The organism is Streptomyces sp. CNP082 (assembly GCF_059570535.1).
On sequence record NZ_JCANSZ010000108.1, the window covers coordinates 1 to 9,877 of the forward strand.

Here is a 9,877-nt window from a genome sequence, read left to right on the forward strand (position 1 = left end):
ACCTCACCCCCCACCTCCCGCAGAACGCGAGCACCCTCCCCACCCTCCCCACCTACCCCTTCCAACACCGCCCCTACTGGCTGCGTGCCGACCCCGGCAAGGCCACCGACATCCGCCCCGGCGATGCCGAGCTGTGGGATGCGCTGGAGCGCGAGGATCTGGACGGTGTGCTGGCCGCGATGGGCGTGCAGGACGCCGACGTCACGGCGTGGAAGACCGTCCTGCCGTCACTCGTCACCTGGCGCCGGCAGCGCGGCTGGGGCCACCGGCTCGGCTGGGAGGCCCTGGACGACGGCGCGCCGCCCCTGCTGGACGGCGCCTGGGTTGTTCTCGTTCCCGAGGGTGCCGAGTTGCAGCCGGCCGTACGGACCGTGCTGACGGCGCTGGACGAGGGCGGGGCCGGTGCCGAAGTGGTCACCGTGGAGCGGGGGATGGCCCGTACGACCTTCGCCAGCCGGCTGCGCGCCGCCCTGCTGGCGTGCGGTGCCCGGCTCTCCGGGGTGCTGTCGCTGCTGTCGTGCGCCGATCCCGGGCAGCCGGGGCCGGCCGGGCTGGAGTTGTCCGCCGCGCTGCTGCACGCACTGGACGATGCGGCGACGCAGGCCCCGGTGTGGTTCGTGACCGCCGGCGGCGCGGCGACCAGCGCGCAGGACCCGCTCGCCGATCCCACGCAGGCCCGGATCTGGGGGCTGGCGCAGGCTTTCGCCGTCGAACACCCCGAGCACTGGGGCGGCTTGGTCGACCTGCCCGCGGGCGGGGGAGGCGACCGGGGCGTGCGTGACCGGCTCCGTGCGGCGCTCGCCGGGCGGGCGGGCGGCGGCTCCGGCGCAGTCGAGGACCAGGTCGCCGTCCGGCCCGGAGCGCTACTTGCCCGCCGGCTGAGTCCGGTGGACCTGGCCGCGGCCACCGAGCGGTGGCCCGGTGCCACGGACGGCACGGTGCTGTTGACCGGGGCGTCGGGTGCGCTCGCCGGAGAGGTCGCCGTGGAGCTGGTACGCGGAGGCGTACGCCACCTGCTGCTGGCCACCGGGCCCGGGACGGACGGGACGGACAGGGAGGACGGGGAAACCGCCGCGCTGGTCGCGCAGTTGCGCGAGGCGGGCGCGGACGCGGTCGTCGCCCCGGTCGACCTCACCGACCGCGATGCCGTCGCCGCCCTCATCCGTTCCGTCGCGCCCGAGCACCCGCTCACCGCGGTGGTGCACGCCGCCGCCGAACTCGACGACTCCGTCGTCGGCGCCGTGGACGGCGACGAGATCAGTCGGCTGCTCGACCCAGCCGCGACGTCCCTGGCCAACCTCTGCGAACTGACCCTGGACCGCGGGCTGGACGCGTTCGTGCTCTGCTTCTCCGCGGTCGGCGTCCTCGGCGCGGCCGGGTTCGGTGCCCAGGGCGCGGTGCACGCCCACCTGGACGCGCTGGCGCAGACGTACCGCGAACTCGGCCTGCCCGTCACCACGCTGGCCTGCGGGCCGTGGCTGGCCCCGGATGCGGCGGACACCGCCGCCGGAAAGCACCTGCGTTACCAGGGCATCCGCCCCATGGCGCCCAGGCCCGCGGCCCGCTTGCTGGTACGTGCCCTCGCCGGCCGGTCGGCCGCTCCCGTCCTGGTGGACGTCGACTGGGACCGCTACGTCAGGCAGCCCGAGCAGGGCGGCGCCGGTTCCCTGCTGCGCGCGATCCCCGGGGCCGGCGGTGCCGGCGCGGGGGAGGGCGGTGCCTGGGAGCCCGAGGACGACGGCGCCGGGCACCTCGGCGAGGCCGCCGCGCGGCTGCGCCACCGGCTGGACACCGCCTCCGCCGCCGAGCGGTCCGCACTGCTGCTGGAACTGCTGCGGGACACCTCCGCCCAAGTCCTCGGCCACGCGGACGTGACCGGCATACCCGAGGACGCCGAGTTCACGGAGCTGGGGTTCTCCTCCTTCACGGCCCTCGAACTGTGCAACCGGATCGCGGCCGTGTCGGGGCTGCAGATCCCGCCGATGGCCATCTTCGACAACCCCACGCCGCAGGCGCTGGCGGGTTACCTGATGACCACGTTCGAGGGGGACACCTCCCCCGCACCAGCGGCCGGGGCCGCGGTCCGGTGACGCGCTCCGCGCCGACCCGGGCAACACGCCCCGTACCGACGTACGTTCGTACCTTCCAAAGGAGCCTTTATGAGTGAGCCGGTCGTCGTCGTGGGCGCCGGGCCCGCCGGTCTGATGCTTGCCTGCGAGCTGGCGATGCGCGACGTGCCCGCGGTGCTTGTGGACGTCCATCCCTCGCAGCGCGCCGAGGCTCCGGCCATGGCCATCAACGCGGGCACGCTGGAGATGCTGGACCAGCGCGGCCTGGCGGCCGGGCTGCGGGAGGGCACGGTCACCTTCCCCGAGGTGCGGTTCGCGGACCTGCGGCTGGCCTTCGAGAAGGTGCAGGGGCCGCGTGAGCCCACCCACATGGTGCTGCAGTCCCGGCTGGAGAAGGCGCTGATCGACCGGGCGGTCGAGCTGGGCGTCGACCTGCGCTGGGCCACCCGGCTGACCGGCTTCGAGGAGGCCGCCGACGGGTCCGGCATCACCGTCACGCTCGCCTCGGACGCCGGCGAGCAGACGCTGCGGTGCCGGTATCTGGTCGGCTGCGACGGGCGTGACAGCGTCGTCCGCGAGGGCGCCGGCATCGACTACGTCGGCGACGACTGGGTGATCGTACGCGGCATAGTCGGCGACGTCGCGATCGACCGCGGGGACGTGGCCCCCGAGCAGTACGGCCTGTCGTACACCGAGAACGGCGACCAGTTCCTCGGCGCCCCGCTGAGCCCCGACGTCATGCGGGTCTTCAGCGCCGAGTTCTCCACCGAGCCGCCGGAGTTCGAGGACGGCCCGGCGACGCTGGAGCAGCTCGACGACGCCGTCAAGCGGCTCACCGGCAAGGAGCTGAGGGCCACCGAGGCGCACTGGCTGCGGCACTACTCGATCGTCACCCGCAACGCCGATCAGTACCGCAAGGGCCGGGTGTTCCTCGCCGGCGACGCCGCGCACGTCCACTACCCGTACAACGGGCAGGGCATCGGCACCGCCATCGGCGACGCGGTCAACCTCGGCTGGAAGATCGCCGCCGAGGTCCACGGCTGGGCACCGGAGGGCCTGCTCGACTCGTACCACGACGAGCGGCACCTCGCGGGCCGGCTGGCCTGCATGAACATCCAGGCGCAGCTCGCCCTCCTCTACCCGCGCCCGCTCGCCCGCTACATGCGGGAGATGATGGCCGAGTTCCTGAAGTTCGACGACGTGAACGTGTTCCTCGCCGAACTCGTCACCAACCTCGGCCCGGCCGTCCCCCTCGCCTACGACGGCGTGCCGAAGGCCGACGAGGACGACCGGCTGCTCGGCCGGCGGCTGCCGCAGGTGCGCATCAAGACCGCCGCCGGTGACATGGGTGTCGCCGAGACCCTGCAGTCCGGTCGCGGCGTGCTGCTGGACCTGTCCGGTGACGCGTCGGCGCAGGAGGAGAGCGGCTGGGCCGACCGGGTCGACGTCGTCCGCGCCCAGCCCGTACCGGACCTGCCCGCCACCCTGCTGCTACGTCCGGACGGCTGCGTCGCCTGGCACGACGGCGACGGCTGGGGTCAGGATGAGCTGCGCATCGTGCTGCGCGCCTGGTTCGGCGCCCCGACCGGCTGACAAGCCGGCCGGGTGCGCGTGGCGGCGCTGCCGCCCAAGCCGGCGTGAGAACCGGCCAAGGGCGCCTTTAGGCCAACGGAACAGCATGGCACCCTCGGCGCCGGTGCCTGCTGTGCTGAGCGGTGCCGGGCGCTTTCGCCCAGCAACACCACCACCAGAAGGGAAAGCAGTGCGCCCGACAGAGTTCCCCTCCCGGCTGACCGCCGCCGGGGTCGCGGCCCTCGCGCTTACCGTGCCCGTAGGCGCGGGCCAAGCGCACGCCGCGGACAGTGACAAGGCCCCATCGGAGTGCGTGACCATCTCGTTCATCGAGCAGTTGGTCTCCACCGAGACCAAGGACGCGGCTCCGGTCGGTCCCAGCGTCGGCGATGTCGTGATCACCGAGGACGCGGTGCTGGACGAGCAGCGCAACCGCATCGGGACCAACGACATCAAGGGCATCATCATCAAGAAGGACGCCGAGACCGGCGAGCTGTTCTCGTTCTCGGCCTCCGAGTACACCCTCGACGACGGCACCATTCACGTCGCGGGCCTGGTCAACCTGACCGCGCTGGCCGCGGGCAAGGAGCAGAAGCTCCCGGCCTACGGCACCGGCGGCCGGTACGCCGGCAAGATCGGCCAGCTCTCGTGGACCCTCGTCAGCGAGACCGAGTCGCTCAACTCCATTGAGCTCTGCGACTGACGTCGCGGACCACAGCCGAACGACGGGCTGAGACCGGCGGGCACCGCCCGCCGGTCAGTCCTGCCCGCCCCCGACCAGCAGAGCCCGGGAAGTGCCATGATCCTCGAACCTCAGATGTGGGCCGCCGCCCCGGCGGACAGTGCCGGCAACTGGGCCACCGACCTCATGGAGAACCTCGGCTCGCCCGGGGTCGCGATCGCCACGGGGCTGGAGAGCCTCTTCCCCACCGTGCCCAGCGAGCTCGTGCTGCTGCTCGGCGGGTACACGGCCCGCCTCGGTGACCTCGACTTCCTCGCCCTCGTGTGCTGGAGCACACTCGGGTCCGTGGTCGGATCCGTCCTCCACTACTACGTCGGCGCGCTCCTCGGCCGACGGCGCACCCGCGCGATCTTCATCCGCTTCCCCCTGGTCCAGGAGTCCGACCTCGACCGCGCCGAGGGGTGGTTCGGGCGCTACGGCGCCAAGGCCGTGCTGATAGGCCGGCTGATACCCATCGTGCGCAGCTACGTCTCCCTCCCCGCCGGGATCGAGCGCATGGCGATGCCGCTGTTCGTGGCGTACACGGCGATCGGCTCGCTGCTGTGGAACCTCGTCCTCCTCACCGTCGGCTACGCCGTCGGCAGCAACCACGACACCGTCGAGCAGTACGCGAACGGGTTCACCGCGGTCGTCGGCGGCATCCTCCTCGTGCTCGTCATACGGTTCGTCGTCGTCCGGCTGCGGGCCCGGCGCCGGGAGCGCCGCGAGGCCCCGGCGGAGTCCGCGTGAGCTGCCAGTAAGGCACTCAGCCTGCGGTTAGGCCCTCTTTAGCCCGGCCGCCCAGCATGAGCCAGTACAGCGCCCGGCATCGCCTCCGCGCGCCCGCCGGGCACCCACGGATCGGAGTGTGGACAGTGTCGGAACCGGCGGCCCAGGCCCTCGTGCGACCCGAAGGCCCGGCAACCCTCGCCGTGGTGGGCATGGCCTGCCGCTTCCCGCTGGCCGACACCCCCGAGGCGTACTGGGAACTGCTGCGCGACGGCCGCGACGCCGTCACCGGGCTCCCCGACGGACGCCCGGACCTGCACGCTCCGGGGGAGACGGCGGAGACGGCCCGCAGCGGCGCGTTCCTCGACCACGTCGACCTCTTCGACCCCGCCTTCTTCGGCATCGGCCCGCGCGAGGCCGCCGCCATGGACCCGCAGCAGCGCCTCGTGCTGGAACTGGCCTGGGAGGCGCTGGAACGGACCGGCATCGTGCCCGCGTCGCTCGCCGGCACCCGCACCGGGGTGTTCGTCGGCGCCATCGCCGACGACTACGCCCGGCTCACCCAGCAGCTCGGCCCGGCCGCCGTCGGCCAGCACACCGCGACCGGCCTGCACCGCGGCATCATCGCCAACCGCATCTCGTACCTCCTCGGCCTCACCGGCCCCAGCATGTCCGTCGACACCGGCCAGTCCTCCTCCCTCTCCGCCGTCCACCTCGCCTGCGAGAGCCTGCTGCGCGGCGAGGCGGACCTCGCGCTGGCCGGCGGCGTGAACCTCAACCTCACGGCCGACGGGTACGCGGTCACGGAGGCGTTCGGCGCCCTGTCGCCCGACGGCCGCTGCCACACCTTCGACGCTCGCGCCAACGGCTACGTACGCGGCGAGGGCGGCGGCCTCGTGCTGCTCAAGCGGCTGCCCGACGCCCTCGACGACGGCGACCCGGTGCTCGGCGTCATCCTCGGCAGCGCTGTCAACAACGACGGCACCACGGACACCCTCACCACCCCGGGCGCCCGGGGCCAGACCGACCTGCTGCGCCTGGCCTGCGACCGCGCCGGCGTCGCACCCGGCGACATCCAGTACGTCGAACTGCACGGCACCGGCACCCGGCTCGGCGACCCCGTCGAGGCGACGGCCCTCGGCGAGGCCCTCGGCGCCGGGCGCGACGACGACAACCGGCTGCGCGTCGGCTCCGCCAAGACCAACGTCGGCCACCTGGAGGGCGCGGCCGGCATCGCCGGCCTGATCAAGACGCTGCTCAGCCTGCACCACCGGGAACTGCCCCGCAGCCTCCACTTCCGCTCCGCCCACCCGGCGATCCCGCTCGCCGAACTCGGGCTGCGGGTCCAGGAGGAGCACGGGCACTGGCCGCACACCGACCGGCCCCTGATCGCCGGGGTCAGCTCGTTCGGGATGGGCGGGGCGAACGCGCACGTCGTGGTGGCGGAGCCGCCGGCGCGGAGCGCGAACCCGGAGGCGGAGACCGGTCACACAGGCCACGTGCCGGACGACACCGCTGCCGCGCAGGAGGCGGCGCCGGTCACCGGCGTCGGCGTGCTGCCCTTCCTCCTCTCCGGCCGCAGCGCCGCCGCCCTGCGGGCCCAGGCGCGCCGGCTGCACGACCACCTGACCGCGCGAGGCGACGTCGCCACTCCCGTCGACGTCGCCCGCGCTCTAGCCACCACCCGCTCGGCCTTCGAGTACCGGGCCGCCGTCGTCCCCGCCCTCACCCTCGCGGAGGCGACGGCTCCGGCCGCCGAGGGAACCCTCGACGCCCTGCTCACCGGCCTGGCGGCACTTGCCGGCGACACCCCCGCCTCCGGCATCCTGCGCGGCACCGTCCGCGACGGCCGCGTCGCGCACCTCTTCGCCGGCCAGGGCAGCCAGCGCGCGGCCATGGGCCGTGAGCTGTACGCGGCCTGGCCCGTCTTCCGTGCCGCACTCGACGAGCTGTGCACCGCGCTCGACGTCGCGCTCGCGCCGTACGTCGACCGCCCCCTGCGCGACGTGATGTTCGCCGACGACGACCCGGAGCTGCACCGCACGGTCTACGCCCAGCCCGCGCTGTTCGCCTTCGAGGTCGCCCTGTTCCGGCTGCTCGAGAGCTGGGGGATGCGCCCGGACGTGGTGGCCGGCCACTCCATCGGCGAACTCGCCGCCGCCCACGTCGCCGGCGTGCTCACCCTGCCCGACGCCTGCCGCCTGGTCGCCGCCCGCGGCGGGCTCATGCAGGCGCTGCCGGAGGGCGGCGCGATGCTGTCCGTCCGCGCGCCGGCCGACGAGGTCGAGGCACTGCTCACCGGCCCGGATGCCATCCCCGGGCTGGACGTCGCAGCGGTCAACGGCCCCGCGGCCACCGTCGTCTCGGGCGACGCCGAAGCCGTTGACCGCCTGGTCGCGGTGTGCGCGGAGCGGGACTGGAAGACGCGCCGGCTGCGGGTGAGCCACGCCTTCCACTCCGCCCACATGGACGGCATGCTCGCCGACTTCGCCGCCGTCGCCGCCGAACTGGACTTCCGGCCGCCGCGCATCCCGATCGTGTCCAACCTCAACGGCCAGGAAGTCGGCGCCGACGAGATCTGCGCCCCCGACTACTGGGTGCGGCACGTCCGCCGGACCGTCCGCTTCCACGACGGTGTGCGCTGGCTCGGCGCGGCCGGTGTCACCACGCTCGTGGAGATCGGGCCGGACGGGGTCCTGTCCGCCATGGCCAAGGACTGCCTGCCGAACGCGGTGACCGTACCGCTGCGCCGCGGCAGCACGCCCGAGGCACGCGAGGTGCTGACAGCGGTCGTACGGGCCCACCTGCACGGCGTGGCCGTCGACTGGTCCGCCGTGTTCCAGGGCGCGGGCGCCGGGCATGTCGACTTGCCGACGTACGCGTTCCAGCGCGAGCGCCACTGGCTGACGGGGGAGCGGCAGGCCCCGGCGGTGCGCCCGGCTGACGGTCCCGAAGGGACGCGTACGGACACGTCGGCTTCTTCCGCTCAGACGGCTCTCGTCCCAGCCCCTGTCTCCACCACCGCCTCCGCCTCGGGCACCGGTCTCGGTCACTCGGAGGCCCTGGCGCTCGTCGTGGGCGAGGCCGCCGGCGTCGTCGGGTACGCCGACGCGTCGGCCGTCGAAGTCCGGCGCGCCTTCCGCGACCTGGGCTTCGACTCGATCTCCGCAGTCACCCTCCGGGACCGGCTGACCGACGCCACCGGCCTCGACCTGCCCAGCTCCGTCCTCTTCGACCACCCCACCCCCGAACGCCTCGCCGCCCACCTGCACGCCCGCCTCGCCGGCGCCGACGACGGCGTCGCGACCACCGCCCCCGCCGTGGACGCGGACGATCCGGTCGTGGTCGTGGGGATGGCGTGCCGCTACCCGGGCGGTGTGACGTCGCCGGCGGAGCTGTGGGATCTGGTGTGGTCGGGGCGTGAGGGGATCTCGGAGTTCCCGGTGGACCGGGGCTGGGGGGCCGATCTCTTCGACGGCGATCCGGGCAAGTCGGGGAAGTCGTACGCGCGTCACGGCGGCTTCCTCCATGACGCGGGGGACTTTGATGCGGAGTTCTTCGGTGTTTCGCCGCGTGAGGCGTTGGCGATGGATCCGCAGCAGCGGCTGGTGCTGGAGACGTCGTGGGAGGCGTGTGAGCGCGCGGGCATCGATCCCGACAGCCTGCGCGGCACCCGCACCGGCGTGTACATCGGCGCCACCGCACAGGAGTACGGGCCCCGGCTCGCCGACGGTCATGACGGCCACGACGGACATCTGCTGACCGGTACCACGGTCAGCGTGTTGTCGGGGCGGGTGGCGTACGCGTTCGGTCTTGAGGGTCCGGCGGTGACGATCGACACGGCGTGTTCGTCGTCGCTGGTCGCGCTGCACCTGGCCGCTCAGGCGATGCGGAGCGGGGAGTGCGACCGGGCGCTCGCCGGCGGCGTCACCGTCATGGGCTCTCCCGGGATGTTCCTGGAGTTCTCGCGGCAGCGGGGGCTTTCGCCGGACGGCCGGTGCAAGGCGTTCGCGGAAGGCGCGGACGGTACGGGCTGGGCCGAGGGTGTCGGTCTGCTGTTGCTGGAGCGGCTGTCGGAGGCCCGGCGGCAGGGGCACAAAGTGCTTGCCGTGCTGCGCGGCTCGGCTATCAACCAGGACGGCGCCTCCAACGGGCTGACGGCGCCCAACGGGCCTTCGCAGCAGCGGGTGATCCAGCAGGCGCTGGCCAGTGCCGGACTGAACGCTGGACAGGTCGACGTGGTCGAGGGCCACGGGACCGGGACGAAGCTCGGCGACCCCATCGAGGCGCAGGCGCTGCTCGCGACGTACGGGCGGGAGCACTCGGTGGACCGTCCGCTGTGGCTGGGGTCGCTGAAGTCGAACCTCGGGCACACGCAGGCGGCGGCCGGTGTCGCGGGTGTCATCAAGATGGTCGAGGCGATGCGCCACGGCGCCCTCCCGCAGACGTTGCACGTCGATCAGCCCACCACGCATGTGGATTGGGATGCGGGTGCGGTGTCGTTGTTGACGGAGGCGCGGGAGTGGCCGGAGGGTGGTGGGCCGCGGCGTGCGGCGGTGTCGTCGTTCGGGATCAGTGGCACGAATGCGCACGTGATCCTGGAGGCGGCTCCGGCGGATGAGCCGGCGTCTGCGGTGGAGTCTGGTTCGGGTGTGCTGCCGGTGGTGCCGTGGGTGGTGTCGGCGCGTAGTGCGGAGGCGCTGCGGGCGCAGGCGGCACGGCTGCGGGAGTTCGTCACGGCGGCAGGGGGAGAGGTGTCTCCGGCCGACGTGGGACATTCGCTGCT

At 73.5% G+C, this 9,877-nt stretch carries 5 protein-coding genes; all 5 read left to right on the forward strand.

Going from position 1 to position 9,877, the window contains the following annotated elements; genetic code table 11:
• On the forward strand, positions 1-2,090 hold a 2,090-nt coding region (locus B124_RS36280; RefSeq protein ID WP_496507283.1), incomplete at its 5' end, for an SDR family NAD(P)-dependent oxidoreductase.
• A 69-nt stretch (positions 2,091-2,159) separates the two neighbouring features.
• Positions 2,160-3,662 (forward strand): FAD-dependent monooxygenase, encoded by a 1,503-nt coding sequence (locus tag B124_RS36285; RefSeq protein ID WP_496507284.1) that lies wholly within the window; start codon positions 2,160-2,162, stop codon positions 3,660-3,662.
• A gap of 292 nt (positions 3,663-3,954) precedes the next feature.
• Entirely contained in the window at positions 3,955-4,344 is a 390-nt protein-coding gene (locus B124_RS36290; protein ID WP_496507285.1) for an allene oxide cyclase barrel-like domain-containing protein, read from the forward strand.
• Between the two features lie 96 nt (positions 4,345-4,440).
• Positions 4,441-5,112 carry a DedA family protein gene (locus B124_RS36295; protein WP_496507286.1) on the forward strand — a complete coding sequence of 224 codons (672 nt, stop codon included), beginning with the start codon at positions 4,441-4,443 and terminating at the stop codon, positions 5,110-5,112.
• A gap of 191 nt (positions 5,113-5,303) precedes the next feature.
• A partial coding sequence (locus B124_RS36300; protein ID WP_496507287.1) for a beta-ketoacyl synthase N-terminal-like domain-containing protein occupies positions 5,304-9,877 on the forward strand: 4,574 nt, incomplete at its 3' end.

Excerpts from the sequence above, each read along its gene's own strand:
- B124_RS36295 (WP_496507286.1), top strand. The coding sequence starts at position 4,441 with ATGATCCTCGAACCTCAGATGTGGGCCGCCGCCCCGGCGGACAGTGCC.
- B124_RS36285 (WP_496507284.1), top strand. The coding sequence starts at position 2,160 with ATGAGTGAGCCGGTCGTCGTCGTGGGCGCCGGGCCCGCCGGTCTGATG.